The following is an 18,604-nucleotide window of genomic DNA, read 5'->3' as shown; positions in this document are numbered from 1 at the left end:
GAAAACCGCTCGGGCGAGGCCTGCTCGATGGATCTCGCGCTACTCGCGGGCGATCGCCGGACAATCGACGAAACGCAAATCGGCGCAAGCGGTGTTCGCGTCCGGTTCGTCGCAGGGATCGGCGACGCGCGTCTCGCAGCAACCAATGCCCCCGGCCTCTGGCGGGTGCGTCTCGATCCCGGCAAGGTACAGCAGGTCGCACTGGATGTGATCGTAATCCGTGACGCCATCGCAGAGGCTGGAGACCATTCGGTTACGCTCGGGCTGGAACTTCGCGAATCCGGGGAACTCGCCTCCGTTCATGGCCCCGATCCTGTCACGCTAGTGCTCGTATCGGCCCCGCGCGCCCAGATGAATATCGCCGGGGCTGCAGGCGCATTCGGAGAAGGCGCCGGCGTAAGCCGCGTCGATTTCGGCGAGATGACCGGGGGCGACCAGCGCCGCGTTTTTCTTCAGGTCCGCGCCAATATCATTGCGCGGCTTACGATCGATTCGATCAACCGCGGATTGCTCAAGCTCGCAAAGGATGACGCCGCTGAAAACGCAATCCGCTACACCGCAACCTTGAACGGCACCGCCATTGATCTGCGCCAGCATTTCGAAACGCGGCTGAATTTGCCTCGAACCATCGCCGGATCGTCGCTGCCCTTCGATTTGCGCCTTGGTGATGTTGGCGCACGTGTCGCCGGGACTTACACCGATTTGCTCACCATCGAATTCAGTCCCCTTTAGCGGTAAATTATGTCCCTCAAGCGAGGCGTAAACCTTGCAAAATCATGCTTTCCTCACCATATTCCTTCAATCGCGGATCCTATTTTGCATGGCTGCGACCGAGAGACGATCGTGCTCCCGCCCACGGGAAACGGACATGGATCTCAAACAGCCCCTTCATCATCACCCTATATCCCTTACGGCGATCGCACGCACGGGGCGTGAGAGCCGAAGCGTGCCCGCCTTTGGTCTTCCCGGCTGTCGCGTGAAATGGATTACCAAATTTCGCGACATTTGTGATTTCGCCGATCCATGCTCCAATCCAGCCTCCCACTGGGATCTCCTTCCCTTGGCCGAACGGCCTTCGGTTCGACCGGATTTGGAATCAGCGGACCGTGTTGGTGACTGATCATGGCCGACATTCGTTTTCACATGGCGCTGCAAGCAGAATTTCCGGACCCCCCATTGTCCCCGTTCAACGACATATTCGTCGGGTTGGCGGAAGTGGCGCAATATATCCGGATCATCGCGTCCGAGATCGGTCTGCCGACGGCATGCGAAAAGGCCACCCTGGAGGTGCTCCTCGACACGATATTGACGATCGAGCTCGATGGGACCGACCGCGCCATCAGTTGTGACGATATCTGGCTGTCGCGCGAAGCAGGCATGGTTCGTGGCACCAACGCGCAATTCACCGTCGGGGCCTCGCAATGCGCCAATATTCATGACGCGCGCGCTGCGCTTCTTCGTCAGCGCATTCTAGGCCGCGATATTCAAGCAAAAGCTGTCATGTCCAATCGAGAACGGATTATCTCGCGGGCGACGCTGGCCGCCGAAAGCCGTTATGGCGACATATCTGCACTGTTCGCAACGGGCGAGGAAGGCAAGGCCACCCGACTTGGCAACTCCGGCGCCGCGGCTATCTGGCACATCGTCGCTGATCGGCTGCATATGCTCCACGAAATCGCCAAGCCCATCCCCCCTCCCCATCCCATCGTAGAACCGCGCCCGTGAGGCCCTGCTCTTGATGGTCTCCTCCCCCCCGTGCGATCCAAGCGGCGCGAAGCGATACGACCCTCGCCGATCCCGACGCTGGAGGGTGGCGAGCGACAAGAGCACCGAGATATTGATTTGCGCCGTCCCCAACACCGGCAAGAGGCGCTTAGTTCATCCACGCACTTTCCAAGGAGGGGAATGGCCGGTTTCGGTCTGGCTACTCTCTAGCGGCGAACATAAAGAACCGGACGTTCGTAGCCGGTGGAGCGACAATGACAGCCAACGATCCCATTCCGGTCGCTTGGCCGAAGAGCCCATTGAAGGTCTGGAACTAGGCGCAATGGTGGTTTTCACCACCGGCCGGACTACGCTATCGTTTTGCGCCCCCGCTTGAACGGCACCCGCTCTCTGGTTCGAATGATCAGGTTACCTTACACTGTGGTCACGGGATCATGAGATGGGGGATCAATGTCAGCTAGGCTTGTCCAGATATATCTGCCGGAAGATCAGATCGCGCAGCTGGAAACGATCCTGCCGCGCCATACACGCCGATTCTGGCGCGAAACCCTTCCGGGCGCGCAGGAGAAATACACGTGCATCGTCCAGCAGCGTTATACCGAACGTCTGTTGATCGATCTGGAGGATGCGTTTGCCGCTGTGCCTTCCTTCACGACCCATGTTGCGAAGTTGGAAGCCGTGTTGCCTGCGATGGAAGAAGGCCCTGCGACCGAGCTGCCGCTGATGTCCGGCCTAGCGCCGCCCACATGGCTGGAACGCTTTTTCAGCCGCGACCGGCTGAGCACTGATGAACTCTACGATGACATCGCAGAAAGCTTGCACATCCGTCCTTCCTTCGTGCTGACGGTGACCTTGTCGGCGATCATCGCAGGCCTTGGAATGCGCGGCGGGCAGGTGGCCGTAATAATTGGCGCAATGATCATCGCGCCTTTGCTTGGGCCCACAATGGGATTGGCCCTGGCGGCGACGGTTGGCGATTGGAAGTTGGGCCGGCAAGCGTTTGCGACACTGGCACTGGGCTGCGTGTTGGCAATCGTGGCGGGCATAGTGATCGGCATGATCGTGACGATTGATCCGTTAACCCCTGAGTTGCGCAATCGGACGCTGGTCCAGTCGGCCGATATTGCGCTTGCGCTTGCATGCGGCGCGGCCGGGGTGCTGGCCTTCAGTCGCGGGGCATCACTGGCACTTGTGGGTGTGATGGTCGCCGTTGCGCTGGTTCCGCCGCTGACTGCGGCGGGCGTCTACACTGGAGCAGGATTGCCTGCTGCCGGGGCCAATGCGATGTTCCTGTTTACCGTCAATCTGGTGTGCGTGAATCTTGCAGGCATCGCGACCTTCCTGTTTCAGGGCCTGCCACCCAAAAGCTGGCGCATGACGACCGGCATCATGCTGGGATGGGTGCTGCTGCTGGGATTGCTGATCGCGATGATGGTAGGGCGCATCCTGCTCGGGTTTGGCGCGTGGGAAGGCGTTTTTGGCAATTTCAGCGCCAGCCGATGATAATCGTCTAGCTAACCGCTGCCTTCAGCGGCCGGTAGCTTCGGGATTGGCAGAAATACACCCCTTTCTGGCCATTGGGAGGCGCTAGCTGTCCCGCCAGTAGCCGATACCGCCGACTTTGGCCGATAGTCGACTGTCCGCTTTCGGTGCCAATCGGGGAATAGCTGCCCTCTCAGCGTCCGTTCCACCAACTGGCCGAGGCTGACGCGAGCGCCGCAATCGCAGCTATCCCGAATGCAAACGATGCCGCCAACCTCACCGAGCCTACCGAAAGCAAAATTGAAACAGCGAGTGCGCCTGTCACCTGCCCCGCTAGCCGCGCCGTCCCCTGCACGCCCCCAGCCGACGCGGCGCGGTCAATGGGCGCAGAAAGGAACATGGTGCGGTTATTCGGCGTCTGGAACAACCCAAATCCGATTCCGCAGAGTATGGCTCCGAGCGCATGCACCGGAATGTTTCGAGCCAGTGAAGCAAAGGTCAATACAGAGAGGCCGCCCGCAAGTACCAAAGCGCCAGCGGTGCAAAGACGAGCCGGCTGAATGCGCTCCAGCAGGCGCGAGGTGATCGGCGTCGCAAAGAGCACAGCGAGCGGCCAAGGCGTCATCACAAGAGCGGTATCCCGAGCCGATAATCCAAGCCGGTCATGCAAGGCGAACGGCAGCATCAACAGCGCCATGCCCATTGCGGTAAAACACAAGACCGACGCGAGTACGGACCGGGTAAAGCTGGGCGACCGAAAGAGCGGCAGTGGAAGAAATGGTGTTTCTCGACGAAAATCCCGCCGGATGAGGAGCCATAGTCCCAAGCCTCCGAACGCCGATAACAGCATAGCAACCAGCGCCGATTGGCGTGCAACGCCGACCGCAATGACGAAAGCCGGAACGATCACAGCGTAGGCGCACAGGCCGACGCTATCGAGTTTCTTTCCGTCGCTTCGCCGTGACGGAAGCGAATATGTCGCGACCAACGCCATGCCCGCCAACAGCACGCTCCCCGCAAAAGCAAATCGCCAGCTTCCAAGGCCGATCAGCAAAGCACCAATCGTTGGCCCTGCCGCCGAAAAGAGCGCGACCGTCATCGCGTTCCAACCGATCGCCCTTCCAAAGTCGTCCTCCGCAACCGTCTGGCGGAGCAAGGCGACGCCCAAGGCCATGATCGCCGCGGCCCCGACGCCCTGAACAGCTCTGAACGCGACAAGCAAGGGGAAGCTCGGCGCCATTGATGACGCAAAGGCGCAGAGGGTACCCGGAGCATGGCGGAACGGCTGGCGCGCCTTTGCCTCAGCCTCTCCTGCGAATGGATTTGGGACAATCAGGGTTCGGATGATCTCGCCGCACTGCGCCGTCTGGACGTTGCTAAAAGCGCACCGAATATCGGTCGCAATGGATAGAAGCGCATCGGGCATATCGGAGCACAGAACGACTGCATAAGGGATGTCGATCTTTTCACAGTAGCAAATGGCCGCAGCCTCGGAACGACTGCTTCTGATCATAGGCCGATGGGTACTGGAAGGACCGACTTCAGGCGTTCTCGGCGATCACATTCACCTCGTCTTGCAACAGTTCGATGTGTTCGTTGCCTTGCGCGAATGAGAAAGGAGAACCGCTAACACTATTCGTGAGTGCAGCCTCGTTAACCGTAACGAGTGGATGCTTCTTGCCATTGACATTCGCGATGATGTGCTTTCACCAAGGCCTCTAAGGCAACTTTCGGATTTTGTAATGACGACGCAATTTGCGATCAGAGCAGTCAACGTCGACTTGCCGATGTTGGGAACACAAAGATTATCTTTCTCCAATCCGACCGAACCTGCTTCGCATTCGACGATTCTAGTGGGTCGCAATGGCACAGGAAAATCAACAATCCTGCGCGACCTTGTCATGGCGCTACGCGCCTATTTCGCGACCAATACGCTGCAAAATCGCCAAGGTCTCGGACGGATTTCTAGCATCGAGATCGATAGCGAGGGACGACAGGTCGAATTGAATTTCGGCGCCGATGTGAAGCAGTTCAAAGACGAACGGGAGTCGCTACGCGGAGAAGGCTGGGCACCAAGCAAGCTCATCGCCCTGTCATTCACACCATTCGACAAGTTCCCGCCGATCGACGACACGCTGCCCAAACCCGGATCCCGCCCCCAAACGTCGCGCGCAGCGATCGACCCCTTCTATGTCTATCTCGGCTTCAAGAATGATTTCAGGACCTCGCCTCGCGCCCGCCTTCTCCGCACGATCGACCAACTCGCCTTCGCGGAGTCGACCGTGCAATCCGACGAGCGGGTCATCGACGCTTTCGACGCTATCGGTTATAGCCCGGTCATAGAGCTCGAATATGAATTCACGCCGGGATGGCGCAGCGGCAGAGACCAGTCAGACTTCGACGAACAGAGGTTGAAGGAACTCGAGAATATGCTCGAGGGTCATACCCGCCCGGATGGCAAGCGACGGCGCCGGATGACCTATTATATCGACTTCCGTTTCGGGCGCCGCGATGCCTCGATTCCTATCGACTTCGAAGAAATCCGCCGCCTCACAGACGCAAGGGTTTTGCGCCTCGCTTCGGTCAAGCTCCGCACGGCCGACGATAAAGAGGTCGAATTACTCGAACTCTCATCGGGTGAGCTCAATCTCTTCTCGGGTTTCCTTGGCCTCGCCGCTTTTCTGGAAGACGGGTGCCTCGTGCTGATCGACGAACCCGAGAACAGTCTCCACCCCGACTGGCAAATGCGATACACCGAGATGCTCGAGGCGGTGTTCAGCCGGCATCGCGGCTGTCACTATATCATTGCGACGCACTCGCCCCTGGTCGTCAGCGGCGTCGCCGGCCCACACGCGAAGATTTTGCGGCTCGATCAGGAACCGATCGAACTGCCGAGCCGGGCGTTGGCCAATGCATCGCCCGACGCCACGCTGCTGAACGCATTCACTGTAGTCACCTCGGGCAACAATTTCCTGAAGCAGATCGTGCTCGAGACCGTCACGCTGATCGATACGGGCAAACATCGCAGTGCTCGCGCCCGCGAACTCGCACTCGCGCATGCGAGCATCTATGACAAGATTCCCGCGGACGATCCGATCCGGGATCTCGTCGCAGGCGTCGTCCAGACCATCCTGCAGCCGTCATGAGCAGGTTTCTCGAGTGCGAGATCGCCGAGATGGCCGGCGTACGTGCGGACGTCGGCGAAGATGTATTCAATCGCTGGTTCGACAAGTCGGAGATCAAGGGGAGATTCAAGAAGGTCTGCATGGAAGAGCAAGGCTTGCGCTGCTGCTACTGCCGCAAGTTCGATAATACCACGAATAATCTGATATGGGATCTCGAGCATGTGCTCTGCGAGCTCTACTACCCGCAATTTTTTGCATCCGACGAGAATCTCGCGGTCGCGTGCAAGCGCTGTAACAATGCAAAGAGACATGAAGATGTGCTGCGCCCGCAACCCCGCCCCGATCCGGGCATCGAAGAGGTCCCGCAGCAGCCTGAACGCTATTCGATTCCCCATCCGCGCTTCGACGCCTGGTCGGATCATCTCGGCCATGTGAATTACCAAATATATAGTTCGGACACCGACAAGGGGATCGAGCTCATGCGCGTCTGCAAGCTCAATGGGCCCGCAGTCGACGAGGCTGGTCTCGATCATGAAAGCGTCGTCGCTGCCATCAAGACGCAGTTTTTCCAGATCGTCGGCAATGCGGTTAGCTCTCCGCCGCCTGACGAGGAAATTCTGGCACGCATGGCGTGGAGTGTTCAGAATCTAGAGGATGAGCGCGCCGCCATGACGCTCGCGGGCCTTGCGCCGAAACTGCGGGCACTCGGGCGAAAGGCCGTGCGGCGTAACGTTGAACAGTCGATCGCCGAGGCGAGGGCACTTGCAGACTCGGCCAGAAATCCGGGTGGAGAGAAGCCCTCGGAACGAAGAGCCCTGTCCTTGGTGAGCTCTGTCATCGGGTTCGGCCCTCCGCAACCCCGCCTTCCGGGCTCATCGCCGTGAAATACAGTCGAGCGAGGAAAATCACCTCCCCGACCAACGGGATTCCACGACTCCAAATCCAGAGTAGCGTCGGGTGTGGGCTGATTGTCGAGTATCGACTGCCCGAGCGTCAAGTCCAACCATTTGGAAAGCAGATATATACAGGAGAATGGCGAGGAGGTTCGTGGCCATACCAAGAATGGACCCGGCGACGGCAAGGCCCTCCCCCGTCATCCCGATCACTAGGTCGAGATTCCGTTCAGCCACTATGAGGGAGACCTTATGATTGGCCCCTTCGGAAAGCTCCCTTATGAATGATGGTCGGCGCCACCGAAATTATGTCCAATGACCAAGCTCAGCCCAAAGCAGCAGCGCGTCCTAGTGTCACTGATCGAAGGCGCAGGCACGACGCAGCGCTTCGGCCGCTGGACGCGAGCATCTGTGGACGCGCTCCAGCGCGCGAAGCTAGTCACGGTGACGATGCTCGAGCCGCCAGCCGACTGCTACGCGCTCGCGCGAGTCGACCTCACCGATGAAGGCCGCATCATGCGTCGACGACTGCAGGGGACGGTCGCGCCCATCCCCTTCGCCCACCTTCCGAGGCGCGCACGAGAAGATATGTGCTGGCACGACCCCCAATACCCGGTGGGGGAGTGGCGCTGCCCGCTTAAGCAACACCACGCCGATTTTCATCGATATGTGCCAATAGAGCATATCGTCGACTATGAACTTTAGACAGTCTCTGCGTCTGACAGCAGAGAGTCTGCTTTTCGGGAACTTTCAAACGGCAGTGGAACGGCCGACATCGGGCGCATTGCGGACTTTATTCGGCCCTGGGTGCGCACGCGCTTTTACCGGCATCTCGCCACTGGCCGCATTTCCAAGTTGCTTCATCCATACCCGTGGTGCGATTTAGTACGTAGCTGAACGCGACCGCCCCCGCTTCCCGATCGGTCATTGGAAATGCTCCGGCTACTTTGTCCGGCTGAGTCCAACCCAGCACTTGGCAGTGCGTGAACTCGTCGCATTGCTTGCGAGCTGCGGCCAAGATTGCGTCCGGGTTGGAATTGCCATCAAAAGTCATGGCAAAAACTGATTTTCTGCCGATGATCTTGAACTCGGGTTCGGAGTCCGAAAATTTCGCCGCGGCCCGTTTCTGAGGAGGCTTCTGTCCAGCAATTACCTGAACAACGCTGATGCCGAGCAGCCCAATCAAGACCCATTGCCACCATTTCAGATTCTTCATTGAGAGCGCGTCCTATGATTGGGACGGCCCATTCCAGCTTTCGGCGCCGCCCAGATTTTACTGAGGCGACGGCCGAAGCCGGATGTTGGAAACCCGCTGAGACAACGAGCGCATACGCCTTTACCGGCAAGCCGGCTGGACATGCGCGTATGCCACCCGGCCGAAAATTCGACCGGCTGTCTCAGAGAGGTTTCCACGCCCCGCTCCCGATCTCTCGGGAGCACGGTGACAATTGACGAGAAGGCGCAGACAAGCAAGCCTTTAGCCGAGCTGTCCCGACCTACTTTTTGCTCGCAAGGCTCCCTGCGATCAGGTTCGTTATATCGTTTGCGGCTTCGATTTGGGGCGCGCGGGCGAGGTGGGCGTACCTGGCAGTCGTCTGAACCTGCGTATGCCCCAACAGCTTGCCGATAATAGGTAAGCTCATCCCATTACTTACCGCCACGCTCGCGAAGGTATGCCGGATGTCATGGATGCGTGGATCTTTCAGTCCCGCGCGACTCCGAACTCGTTGCCAGAAGGGTTGCAGGTCTGTGAGATGCTGACCGGGCACGCGGCCTGTGATGACAAATCCATTGTCAGGAACACGTTCGAGCTTCTTCAGTACCTCTACCGCCGCGTTGCCGATGCTCACGATTTTTGCGCCGGTTTTGCTGTCGGGCAGATGAAGGGCAGATCGATCCAGATCTACGTAGCTCCATTTAAGGGTCATAATCTCTCGAAGGCGACAACCGGTGAACAGCAGAAGTCGAACTGCTGCGATTGCTGAAGGTAGCTCGATCCGTTCGGCTTCCATTTCATCAAGAACGCGAGCGATCGCACCGAGCTCGCCTTCTGAGAAGAAGCGTTCACGCTTTTTCTCCGGATATTTTTTTATGTGGCGGCGGGGATTCGTCCCATCGGGCCGGAGACCCCAAAGTTCGGCGAGATTGAACATCTTCGAGATAATCTCGATATTTCGATTGGCCTGATACGGCCTGTCTCGGCTGTCGTGATGAAACTTGGCAATGTCAGCGCGGGTTACGTCAAGGATGCGCTTCTGGCCGATAGCCGGCAAGTTGAAGAGCTTCAAATTCCGCCGATACTCCTTGGCGGTAGTCGCCTTGAGGTGGACGGCGATATGCTCGGCATCGAACCGCTCAGACCGTTCTTTCACCGTGATCGCCGTGCGACGCTCGCGAACCTCCGCGAGAGGGTCGATGTCCTGGCGTAGTTTCGCAAGGCCCTGCAGGGCGAGCCCGCGAGCCTGATCGACTGTGATCGCGCCAAACTGACCGATGCCCATGCGGCGTGAGGTTTTGCCGTAGCGGTACCGCAGAACGAATTTCTTGCGGCCGCTCGGAAGCACCCTGGCGCCAAAGCCCGGAAGCTCAGAGTCCCAAACAAAATAGTCGCTTTCTCGTACGTCCAATGCTTCTATAGTTCTCTTCGTCAACTTTGGCATTTGGTCCTCCTGTTACCAGTCGGGACGCGCGCCGCTCACCGTAAGCATATCGTAAGCAATAGGGAGCGTGATGGTGCGTACCCGTGCGGAGACACACAGTCGTTACACGCCCGATTAGTCAACGTAACGCGCTGAAAATAAGCACTAAAACGTGCTGGTGCGTGCTCCTGCGGAGAAGCCGGGAATGCGCCTCATAACCTGAAGGTCGTAGGTTCAAATCCTACTCCCGCAACCATAGAAAAGCCCTCGTTCCCAATGGGTTCGTGGGCTTTTTGCGTTCTGTGGATTGGGCGACCGGTTGTCGCAATGTCTGATATGGGAGGACGCGGACGTTGTCACTTCCCCAGCCGCTCACCCAGTATGAAAAGATGGCGCCACATAGTCGTTCTTTATCGTCCCGGACTTGATCTGGAATGATGATGGCGACCGGCCCCCGCCCATCAAATGCCGCCAATGGACCCGTCGTTCCGAAAGGCAAATCATTGTCGCGCCACGTCCTCGCGGCTAAAGAGCGCGCGTGACCGAGACATCTTCCCGCATCATCGCTTTCGCCGACCGCCGGCCGAAGCTCCTCGCCCTGGCACTCGGCGCCGTGTCGGCAACCGGTTTTGCGCCGCTGAATCTCTGGCCGTTGACGCTGCTTGCGCTCGCGGGATGGATGCTGCTTGTAGCGCGCAGCTCCAAGGGATGGCGCGCGTTCGGGACCGGCTGGGCTTTCGGGGTCGGACATTTCATGCTCGGCCTCAACTGGATCGCGACTGCCTTTACCTATCAGGCGGCAATGCCCGCATGGCTGGGGTGGATCGCGGTGGTGCTGCTGTCGCTGTATCTGGCGGTCTATCCGGCGCTGGCCGCGTGGGGGGCGTGGCTGGTGTCCATGCGCGCCGTGCCCGCGAAGTTGGAGGCCGCTGGCAGCTTGCCCGGCGCCGAAAGTCCAGGCCCGATTGCTACCCCCGCCTTCGCGGGGGCGACGCTCTCCTTCGTCCTCGCTTTCGCCGCGCTGTGGACGCTGACCGAATGGCTGCGGAGCTGGTTGTTCACGGGCTTTGCGTGGAATCCGCTGAGCGTTATCTTGTTGCCAGCTGCCCCGCTTCTGTCGCCGGTGCGGTTCATCGGGACTTATGGCGTGTCGGCCATCGTCATTTTGCTGGCCGGCTTTCTTTTACTGCAAGCAGTCCAGTGGCTGCCGCGTTGGTGGCGAGCCCTGATCCCGTCGTTTCGCGACGGCACCTTCCCGTCGGTCATATTGGGCGGGGCACTTTTCGCCCTGTTTGCGCTCACGATTCCGTTGACGCATATGGCGCAGTTTGATGACTTGGGAAGAACGCCAGCCAAAGCGGGGCAAGCAATCCCCATCACCGTCGTTCAGCCCAATGTCGGACAGCAGGACAAGTGGGAAGGCGACAAGGCCGACGCCAATTTCGCCAAGCTTGCGCGGCTGACGACGCCCCGGTCGGACGCGCCGCGGCTGATCCTGTGGCCCGAGGCGGCGATCCCCGACTATCTCGAGACCGGTTATCCCGCGGTCTATTACGACCGCTCGCCCGCCGAGGCGCGCGGACGGTTGACCGCGCTGATGAACCCCGGCGACCTGATGCTGCTCGGCGCGCTCAAGCTGGAGTTCGACCGTACGGGACAGGCGGTGGGCGCGCGCAACGCGGTGATGACGGTCCATGCCGATGGGACGCTCGGCCCGCGGTACGACAAGGCGCATCTGGTGCCCTATGGCGAATATCTGCCGATGCGGCCGCTGCTTTCGGCGATCGGCCTGTCGCGCCTCGCTCCCGGCGATCTCGATTTCTGGCCCGGCCCCGGACCTCATACGCTCGACCTTGGCGCCTTCGGCAAGGCGGGACTGCAAATCTGTTACGAGATCATCTTTTCGGGCGAGGTCGTCGACCGCGCCCACCGCCCCGATTTCATCTTCAATCCGTCGAACGATGCCTGGTTCGGTGCCTGGGGTCCGCCGCAGCATCTGGCGCAGGCGCGGCTGCGCGCGATCGAGGAAGGGCTGCCGGTGATCCGCGCGACGCCGACCGGGATCAGCGCGGTGATCGACGCCGACGGCCGGATCGTCGAAGCGCTGCCGATGCACGCCGCCGGCCGCATCGATGCCTTCATTCCAAAGGCGCACACACCGACCCTGTTCGCGCGCTACGGCAACATGCTGCCCGTCGGCTTTGCCCTGCTGCTGCTCGCACTCGCCATTGCCTTTCGGCGGCGCGGGCGCTAACAGCGGCGCGACATAAAGTTTCCTTTATATCCGATTCCGAAAAAGGCTCCCCATGCGCAACAGCTTCCTCTTCACCTCCGAAAGCGTGTCCGAAGGACATCCCGACAAGGTGGCCGATCAGATCAGCGATTCGATCGTCGACCTGTTCCTGTCGAAGGATCCCGAAGCGCGTGTCGCCTGCGAAACGCTGACGACGACGCAGCTCGTCGTGCTGGCGGGTGAAATCCGCTGCAAGGGCGTGTTCGAAGATGGTGAATGGGCGCCGGGCGCGCTCGACGAGATCGAAGCCACCGTCCGTAACACGGTCAAGGACATCGGCTATGAACAGGCCGGCTTCCACTGGAACCAGTTCCGCTTCGAAAATAATCTGCATGGCCAGTCGGCGCATATCGCGCAGGGCGTCGACGAAAGCGCCGACAAGGATGAAGGCGCGGGCGACCAGGGGATCATGTTCGGCTATGCGTCCGACGAAACCCCGGACCTGATGCCCGCGACGCTCGACTATGCGCACAAGATTCTCGAACGCATGGCGGCCGACCGCAAGGCGGGCATCGCCCCCTTCCTCGAACCCGATGCGAAGAGCCAGGTCACGCTGCGCTATGCCAACGAACGCCCGGTCGAGGCGACCGCGATCGTCGTTTCGACGCAGCATGCGCCGGGCTATTTCTTCCACGGCGGCGAGGGCGACGAGGCGAAATATCAGGAGCTGCGCAAATATGTGCTCGGCGTGATCGCCGACGTGCTGCCGGCAGAATTGCTGACCGCGAACACCGTCTATCACATCAACCCGACGGGACGTTTCGAGATCGGCGGCCCCGATGGCGACGCCGGCCTGACCGGCCGCAAGATCATCGTCGACACCTATGGCGGCGCGAGCCCGCACGGCGGCGGGGCGTTCAGCGGCAAGGACCCGACCAAGGTCGACCGCTCGGCGGCCTATGTCACGCGCTACCTCGCCAAGAATATCGTCGCCGCGGGCCTTGCCCGCCGCTGCACGATCCAGCTCAGCTACGCGATCGGCGTCGCCGAGCCGCTGTCGGTCTATGTCGATCTGCACGGCACCGCGGCGGAAGGCGTGACCGAGGCGGCGCTCGAGCAGCTGCTGCCGCAGCTCGTCCGCCTGACGCCGAAGGGCATCCGCACCCACCTTGGCCTCAACAAGCCGATCTATCGCCAGACCGCCGCCTATGGCCATTTCGGCCGCCAGGCGTCGGGCGATGCCTTCCCATGGGAGCGCACCGACCTGACCGACAAGCTGAAGGCGGCGTTCGGCGGCTGATGCCGCCGCGGTGCTTGCCGCCTCGGCCCGAGGCGGCTAACGCGCGCGGCATGACGGCTTATAAATCCGGCGATCCGACGACGCTCAACCGCCTTTACGGGCGCGCGAAGGGCAAGCCCCTGCGCGCGGGGCAACAGGATCTGATCGACACTCTGCTGCCGCAGATCGCGGTTCCGACCGACGGACCGGTCACCGCGCCCCTGCTGTTCGGCGACGCCGAAGGAGCCGGGCGCCCGCTGCATTTCGAGATCGGCTTCGGCGGCGGCGAGCATATGGCGGGGCGCGCCGACATGTTGCCCGACCATGGCTTCATCGGCGCCGAGCCCTTCCTCAACGGCGTCGCGCAGGCGCTGGTGCATGTGTCGGGCGACCATGGCCGGAGCCTGCCGCTCGCCAATGTCCGCATCCATCATGGCGACGCGCTCGAGGTGCTGCGCCGGATTCCCGACGGGGCGCTGAGCTTCGCCTATCTGCTCCACCCCGACCCGTGGCCCAAGGCGCGCCATGCCAAGCGGCGGATGATGAACGACGGCCCGCTCGACCTGATCGCCGCCAAGCTGAAACCCGGCGGCGAATTTCGCTTCGGCACCGACCATCCTGTCTATCTCGCCCACGCGCTGATGGTGATGCGGCGCCACCGCCACCGGTTCGAATGGCTGGCACAAAGCGCACAGGATTTTCTGGTCCGCCCCGGCGGCTGGCCCGAAACCCGCTACGAAGCCAAGGCGCGCGCGCAGGGGCACGAGGTCTGGTACTTCCGCTATCGGCGAATCTAGATCGTCCGGTCGATTGCCGGCGCCCCCATCACGTCAGCGCGCGATATAGTCCGAAACAGCTCGTCGCGGTCAGGACGATGCCAACGAGCACGAGCATCAGCTTGGGGGCGATGCGCTTGGCCATGAAGGCACCGATCGGGGCGGCGCAGACGCCGCCGATCAGCAGGCCGAGCGTCGCGCCCGCGACATCGTCGAGGCCGAGGTGCCAGATGAAGGTTGCCGACACCGCGAGCGTCAGGAAAAATTCGACGCTGTTGACCGTGCCGATCACCTTGCGCGGTTCGGCGCCCTGGACGAGCAGGTTGGAGGTCACCACCGGCCCCCAGCCACCCCCGCCCGCCGCATCGAGGAAGCCGCCGACGAGGCCGAGCGGCGCAATCACCGTCGGCTTGCGGATTTTCGGCGGATAGAGCAGCCCGCGGATCAGCAGCCACACGCCGACGGCGACGAGATAGGCCAGGACGATCGGTTTGACGATCGCACCGTCGATCGACGTCAGCAGATAGGCGCCGGACACCCCGCCGATCAGGCCCGGGATGAGCAGACGGAAGAAGAGGCCCCATTCGATATTGCGGTGAAACAGATGGCTGATCCCCGACACCGCGGTCGTGAACACCTCGACGACATGGATGCGCGCCGATGCCGTCGCGGGCGGCACGCCCATCACGGCGACGAGCAAGGTGTTGCAGATCACCCCGAACGCCATGCCGAGCGCGCCGTCGACGAGCTGCGCGGCGAAGCCGATCAGGATGAAGGGCAGCAGCGCCGCAAGATCGAAGGTTGACAGATCGAGCATGATTCTTCCCAACTTTTTTAGTTGAGAACTAGCTGCCGCGATTTGCACGGCTTGGCCAGCACAAATTTTCTGCGCGCGGCGAAGAATATTATTTGTGCGGCCGGTGGCCGATCAGGCGCCTATCTGGTCGGGCAGATATTCGCGGACATAGTCGATGAAGGCGCGCAGCTTGGGCATCACCTGCTTGCGGCTGGGGTAATAGAGGAACAGCCCGCTGGTCGCGTCGGCATAGTCGGTGAGCACCAGTTCGAGCTCGCCCGTTTCGACCATCTTCTTCGCCATCGGCTCGGCCATCATCCCGATCGCGACGCCGGTACGCATCGCGACCAGCGCAGCGATCCAGTCGTTGACAATAACCGGCCCGGTCACCCCGACCTCGAATTCGCGGTTCCCTTGCGCAAAGGTCCACGGCATCAGCGCCCCCGTTGCCAGGCGGAAGCGGATGCAGCGATGATCTTTCAGATCTTCCGGCCTTTCGGGACGCCCGAAGCGGTCGAGATAGGCGGGCGAGGCCGCAGCGACGAAGCGGAACGGGCCGGTGAGGCGGATCGCGATCACATCGGCATCGAGCGATTCGCCCATCCGGACGCCGGCGTCGAAGCCCCCGGCGCTCAAGTCGGCGAGCGCATCGTCGGCATAGATTTCCAGCTCGATCTCGGGATAGGCGTCGACGAAGCCCGCGATGATCGGTTCGAACATCGGCTGCACCGCGCCGCGCATCAGGTTGATGCGCAGCCGCCCCGCCGGACGGTTGCCCAGGTTGCGCGCCGCTTCATAGGCGTCGGCCAGCCCGGCAAAGGCCGGTGCGGCGCGTTCGAGGAACATTTCGCCCGCCTGCGTCAGCCCGACGCTGCGCGTCGTCCGCATGAACAAAGGCGCGCCGACGCGCGCTTCCAGCGTCTTGATCGTCTGGCTGATCGCCGAGGGAGATACCCCCAGATCGGCTGCCGCGGCGGAAAAGCTCCGCCTTTCCGCGACACGCAGGAAAGCTTCGATCCCGTCGAGCGCCCCATGGGGGATTGTTAAATCCTGCTTCAAGGCACTTGCAGATTATAGAGGATTATCTAAGTGCGCAAGCGCGCCTAAAAAGGTTGCACAACGAAACGAAAGGAAACCTCTCCCATGACCAATCAGCTCTCCTCTTTTCGCCGCTTTCCCACCGCTTTCGCGATCGTCGCCGGTTCGGCGCTCGCCTTCGGCGGCCTGATGGCTTCGACCTCGCCGGCCTATGCGCAGGGCAGCGCCGACTATCGCTGCACCGGCCTTGCCGATCAGGCGAACACCGCCGCCGACAGCGCGCAGGGTGGCAAGCAGGCCAGCGCGAAGCGCTTCGTCGCCACCGGCAAGAAGCTGTGCGAAGCGGGCAACGAACGCGCCGCCGCCAAGCAGTTCCGCGCCGCGCTCAAGGTTGCCGGCGTCGATGAAGCGACCGACAGCCAGGTTGCATCGCGCTAATCGAATAAGCCACGACACCATCTCCGGTCCGTCCTCTCTCCCTCTCCCCGGACGGACGCACAACTGGGGCGGCACCGAAACGGGCCGCCCCATTTTGTTTCAGCGATCGGCAAGCCCGATCCGGTCGCGCAGATACCATAAGGGCAGATGCGGCCGCGCGAGTGCCTTGTCGATCGCATAGGGCCACCAGCCGGGACCGAGCGGGACGTAGAGGCGCGTGCCGACCCCGCGCGTCCGCGCGGCGACGAGGGTGCGGCGCCCGGGCAGCCCGCGCAATTGTTCAAGCTCGCACGGGGTCCCCGCGGCAAGCAGCCGGTCGAGCGCCGCAGCAGCCAGCGCAGGCTTGTGCGTCGCCACCGCTACGGGTGCCGCGCGCCCGGCAAGGGCGTCGATGAGCCTCAGATAGGCGGCATCGCCATCCGCCGCATCGCAAAGCGGATCGGCCCATTCGCCCTTCACCACCCGGATACGCGCCGATGTGCCGGACAGGCGCGCGGCATCGGCGGCGCTGCGCCGCCAGCGCGCGGGCAAGGCGATGCCGCTGTCAGGAAAGTCGGGCAGCAGGGCGGCGAGCGCGGCGAGCGTCGCGTCGGCATCGGCGGGGGCGTGGGCATCGAGCAGCACCGGCAGCACCGCTGCCGCGCCCGCCTCGGCAATCCGGCGCAGCCGCTGCGGACAAAAGCCCAGCGGCGGCGCCTTGACCGACAAATAGCTTCCCGGCGGCAGCGGGGTGGCGGCGATCCGGCCGTAAGCAGCCACGATGGCGTCGGCGCCATCGGCATCGCCCTGAAAATAGCCGAGCGTCACCGCGATACCGCGCCGCGACAGACGCCGGGCGATCCGGGCGCCCGCCGCGGCGTCGGGAGCGGGCAGCCAGCCGCCCGCCTGCTGCGGCAGTGCATAGCGCCGCGCGCGCAGCCAGCGCCAGAGTGGCGTGTCGTTCATGCGCCGCGCCGGACGAGGCGTTGCCACACCCAGTGGGCGCCGTCGGCGGCGAGCGCCAGCGCCCCCGACACGCGTGCCGGATAGGTGCGCACGCGCACGCATGCGCGCTGTTCCTGCGTCCAGAAGCGGGTGATCCAGCCCTCGGCCTCGCCGAGCAGTTCGTAGCTGCGCAGGCCCTCGCCCGCCGCCCAGCGCAGCGTGTGAAGCATCAGCAGCGTCCCCGGCGAGCATTTGCCGAAGCGCTCGTCGTGGCCGATCTTGAACAGCCAGTATCGATCGTCGCTGACCTGAGCCAATTGCATCGCCACCGCTTCGCCGCCGATCCGCATGAAGGACAGCCGGAACCGGCCCTCGGCGGCGGCCTCGCGAAAAAAGCGGCGGAAGAATGTCTCACGGCGCCGGTCGACCGCGATCGCGCTGCCCGCCTCCAGCTTCCAGCTCTTCGCCTCGACCCCGATCGCTTCGTCGAACAGCGCGTCGAAATCCTGCAGGCCCGGCGCCAGCGTCTCGAACGTGACCGGCCCCAGCGCCTCGGCGCGCCGGGCCGCGCGCCGGAAATCGGACCGGCGGCCCGAATTGAAGTGGCTTTCGGGATCGCGCCAGCTTTCGTCGAGCACGATCAGCGGGCAGGGCATCGCCGGGCGCACCGACAGCAGGCCGCGCCTGTGCATCGCGCGGCGCAGCGCCGGAAGCAGCGGCGAGTCGGCGGAAATCCGGTCGAAGGAGAGCGGCTTGCGCAACCGCGCGAGCGCGTCCGCGATCGGGGCGGCATCATCGGGCCGCGCCGCAAGCAGGTCGCCCGGCTCGAACAGTTCGCGCGATCCCGCGATGCGCCAGCGGCCGATCGCGCCCGCGTCGCGGCACAGCGGCAGCAGCGCCGAAATCGTGCCGCCCGCGCGCAGGCCGAGCAGCTTGCGGCGCTGCCCTTCGATCAAAGGGGTCAGCGCGGCGGCGAAGGCGTGACTCTGCGTCGGCCAGCGGGCATGGGCTTCGAGCGCGCGCCATTCTTCGGCCAGCCAGTCGCTGCCGTCCCAGCGCGCAAGATCGATCGCGCGCGCCGAATGCGGCGGCGCCATTTGCGCGTGTCGGTCTGCGCGCTTGAAGACATGCGCATGCAGCAAATTCTGCCCCTCTCGCCTGCGCGAATAGCGCGGAAAGGCTAATAAATGTCTGCGCGGCGCGGATCATCGCTTGACGCCGGGCGGGGCTTGCGGGAGGCAGGCGCGATCAATGCG

General features: G+C 62.5%; 17 protein-coding genes. 10 read left to right on the top strand and 7 right to left on the bottom strand.

Annotated elements, in window-relative coordinates:
- The first annotated feature begins 165 nt into the window (after positions 1 to 165).
- The 3 genes from ATE59_RS17810 to ATE59_RS10355 all read left to right on the top strand — a co-directional run bounded on the left by ATE59_RS17810 (position 166) and on the right by ATE59_RS10355 (position 3,228).
- A complete protein-coding gene (locus ATE59_RS17810; protein ID WP_156416761.1) occupies positions 166 to 732 on the top strand; it encodes a hypothetical protein in 567 nt (188 codons plus the stop codon).
- Between the two features lie 390 nt (positions 733 to 1,122).
- Positions 1,123 to 1,725 carry a hypothetical protein gene (locus tag ATE59_RS10360; protein WP_058812351.1) on the top strand — a complete coding sequence of 201 codons (603 nt, stop codon included), beginning with the start codon at positions 1,123 to 1,125 and terminating at the stop codon, positions 1,723 to 1,725.
- Positions 1,726 to 2,175: 450 nt separating this feature from the next.
- The gene (locus ATE59_RS10355; protein WP_058812350.1) at positions 2,176 to 3,228 is read left to right on the top strand and encodes a TIGR00341 family protein; all 1,053 of its coding nucleotides are present in this window, start codon (positions 2,176 to 2,178) and stop codon (positions 3,226 to 3,228) included.
- A 172-nt stretch (positions 3,229 to 3,400) separates the two neighbouring features.
- Here ATE59_RS10355 and ATE59_RS10350 read toward each other — a convergent pair whose 3' ends face one another.
- Positions 3,401 to 4,633, bottom strand: coding sequence for an MFS transporter (locus ATE59_RS10350; protein ID WP_197409160.1), 1,233 nt, complete (start codon positions 4,631 to 4,633; stop codon positions 3,401 to 3,403).
- Positions 4,634 to 4,949: 316 nt separating this feature from the next.
- Here ATE59_RS10350 and ATE59_RS10345 point away from each other — a divergent pair, with 316 nt between their 5' ends.
- The 3 genes from ATE59_RS10345 (at position 4,950) to ATE59_RS10335 (ending at position 7,930) form a co-directional block, all read left to right on the top strand.
- The gene (locus ATE59_RS10345) at positions 4,950 to 6,353 is read left to right on the top strand and encodes an AAA family ATPase (protein ID WP_197409159.1); all 1,404 of its coding nucleotides are present in this window, start codon (positions 4,950 to 4,952) and stop codon (positions 6,351 to 6,353) included.
- Positions 6,350 to 7,216 carry an HNH endonuclease gene (locus tag ATE59_RS10340; protein ID WP_058812347.1) on the top strand — a complete coding sequence of 289 codons (867 nt, stop codon included), beginning with the start codon at positions 6,350 to 6,352 and terminating at the stop codon, positions 7,214 to 7,216. Before ATE59_RS10345 ends, ATE59_RS10340 begins: the two co-directional genes overlap by 4 nt.
- Positions 7,217 to 7,540: 324 nt before the next feature.
- Positions 7,541 to 7,930, top strand: a complete 390-nt coding sequence (locus ATE59_RS10335) for a hypothetical protein (RefSeq protein WP_058812346.1) — start codon at positions 7,541 to 7,543, stop codon at positions 7,928 to 7,930.
- A gap of 88 nt (positions 7,931 to 8,018) precedes the next feature.
- Here ATE59_RS10335 and ATE59_RS10330 read toward each other — a convergent pair whose 3' ends face one another.
- Both ATE59_RS10330 and ATE59_RS10325 read right to left on the bottom strand, forming a co-directional pair.
- Positions 8,019 to 8,441 carry a hypothetical protein gene (locus tag ATE59_RS10330; protein ID WP_058812345.1) on the bottom strand — a complete coding sequence of 141 codons (423 nt, stop codon included), beginning with the start codon at positions 8,439 to 8,441 and terminating at the stop codon, positions 8,019 to 8,021.
- Positions 8,442 to 8,721: 280 nt separating this feature from the next.
- Entirely contained in the window at positions 8,722 to 9,885 is a 1,164-nt protein-coding gene (locus ATE59_RS10325) for a tyrosine-type recombinase/integrase (RefSeq protein ID WP_058812344.1), read from the bottom strand.
- Between the two features lie 517 nt (positions 9,886 to 10,402).
- Between ATE59_RS10325 and lnt the strand changes: the two genes are divergently transcribed.
- From lnt to trmB, 3 genes are read left to right on the top strand one after another with little or no spacing between them, the layout of a single operon-like run.
- Positions 10,403 to 12,118 carry an apolipoprotein N-acyltransferase gene (gene lnt, locus ATE59_RS10320; protein ID WP_156416760.1) on the top strand — a complete coding sequence of 572 codons (1,716 nt, stop codon included), beginning with the start codon at positions 10,403 to 10,405 and terminating at the stop codon, positions 12,116 to 12,118.
- Positions 12,119 to 12,170: 52 nt separating this feature from the next.
- Positions 12,171 to 13,397 carry a methionine adenosyltransferase gene (metK, locus tag ATE59_RS10315; RefSeq protein WP_058812343.1) on the top strand — a complete coding sequence of 409 codons (1,227 nt, stop codon included), beginning with the start codon at positions 12,171 to 12,173 and terminating at the stop codon, positions 13,395 to 13,397.
- 50 nt (positions 13,398 to 13,447) lie between these two features.
- On the top strand, positions 13,448 to 14,173 hold the full coding sequence (gene trmB, locus ATE59_RS10310; RefSeq protein WP_058812342.1) for a tRNA (guanine(46)-N(7))-methyltransferase TrmB: 726 nt from the start codon (positions 13,448 to 13,450) through the stop codon (positions 14,171 to 14,173).
- A gap of 28 nt (positions 14,174 to 14,201) precedes the next feature.
- On the opposite strand, the gene ATE59_RS10305 is transcribed toward trmB, so the two are convergent.
- Together ATE59_RS10305 and ATE59_RS10300 are read right to left on the bottom strand one after the other, a co-directional pair.
- Positions 14,202 to 14,969 (bottom strand): sulfite exporter TauE/SafE family protein, encoded by a 768-nt coding sequence (locus ATE59_RS10305; RefSeq protein WP_058812341.1) that lies wholly within the window; start codon positions 14,967 to 14,969, stop codon positions 14,202 to 14,204.
- A 111-nt stretch (positions 14,970 to 15,080) separates the two neighbouring features.
- Complete coding sequence (locus ATE59_RS10300) at positions 15,081 to 16,007, bottom strand: LysR family transcriptional regulator (RefSeq protein WP_003041844.1); 927 nt, start codon at positions 16,005 to 16,007, stop codon at positions 15,081 to 15,083.
- An 84-nt stretch (positions 16,008 to 16,091) separates the two neighbouring features.
- On the opposite strand from ATE59_RS10300, the gene ATE59_RS10295 reads away from it, so the two are divergent.
- Positions 16,092 to 16,424, top strand: coding sequence for a hypothetical protein (locus ATE59_RS10295; protein ID WP_003041839.1), 333 nt, complete (start codon positions 16,092 to 16,094; stop codon positions 16,422 to 16,424).
- Between the two features lie 99 nt (positions 16,425 to 16,523).
- Here ATE59_RS10295 and ATE59_RS10290 read toward each other — a convergent pair whose 3' ends face one another.
- Positions 16,524 to 17,369, bottom strand: a complete 846-nt coding sequence (locus ATE59_RS10290; RefSeq protein WP_058812340.1) for a hypothetical protein — start codon at positions 17,367 to 17,369, stop codon at positions 16,524 to 16,526.
- Positions 17,366 to 18,445, bottom strand: a complete 1,080-nt coding sequence (locus tag ATE59_RS10285) for a GNAT family N-acetyltransferase (RefSeq protein WP_231737257.1) — start codon at positions 18,443 to 18,445, stop codon at positions 17,366 to 17,368. Before ATE59_RS10285 ends, ATE59_RS10290 begins: the two co-directional genes overlap by 4 nt.
- Positions 18,446 to 18,604 lie beyond the last annotated feature (159 nt).

The organism is Sphingopyxis sp. A083, assembly GCF_001468495.1.
Taxonomy (GTDB): Bacteria; Pseudomonadota; Alphaproteobacteria; order Sphingomonadales; family Sphingomonadaceae; genus Sphingopyxis; species Sphingopyxis terrae.
The sequence above is the reverse complement of the archived record's forward strand: the minus strand, read 5'-3'. Positions and strand labels throughout refer to the sequence as shown.